This window comes from Streptococcus sp. 4155 (assembly GCF_013276695.1).
Taxonomy (GTDB): Bacteria; Bacillota; Bacilli; order Lactobacillales; family Streptococcaceae; genus Streptococcus; species Streptococcus pseudopneumoniae.
Genome location: NZ_VMLM01000132.1, coordinates 1 through 562 on the forward strand (window position 1 = coordinate 1; position 562 = coordinate 562).

Genomic DNA, 562 nt, shown 5'->3' on the forward strand with positions numbered 1-562 from the left:
CAATGGGTGAAAAGAGAAAGCACCTAGAATCCTCGGTTTCATATCGATTCTGGATGCTTTTTGTGTTAGGTGTGAATAATTGGGGGAGAAAGAGATTGAAGATTGTCAAAAACAGATGAATGAATATATAGACGAGTATGAACATCAAGTGAGGAGATTGGAGAAATTAGTTAACACTATAAATTTTGCAATTGATAGTAAAGAGAGAGGCTTCAACATCCCATTAGAGTAATTTAAATGTATTTTAATTGTTACAGAAATCGTGATAAAATGATTAGCAGTAGTAGATTGGAGGAAATAGTGTGGGAAGCTTATTAGCTACTCGAATTAAGAGCAGAAGAAAAGAATTGAAATTATCTCAGAAAGAGTTAGCTGAAGGAATTTGTAAGCAAGGTCAGATTAGTCGTTTGGAGAACGGAGAATATACTCCAGGTTCAGAATTATTGCATCAACTAGCTAAAAGACTTAGTGTTAGTATGGATTATTTTTTTTGACGAGCAAATTTTGAATGAGAGTACAGAACTTATTGAGTTTAAAAAAATAGTTATAGTTGCTTAGTTTC

General features: G+C 32.9%; 1 pseudogene. It reads left to right on the forward strand.

The features are described 5' to 3' along the window. Nucleotides 1-302: 302 nt before the first annotated feature. A pseudogene (locus tag HT715_RS11565) lies at nucleotides 303-543 on the forward strand (helix-turn-helix transcriptional regulator); the annotation flags it as partial. Between the last annotated feature and the right edge of the window lie 19 nt (nucleotides 544-562).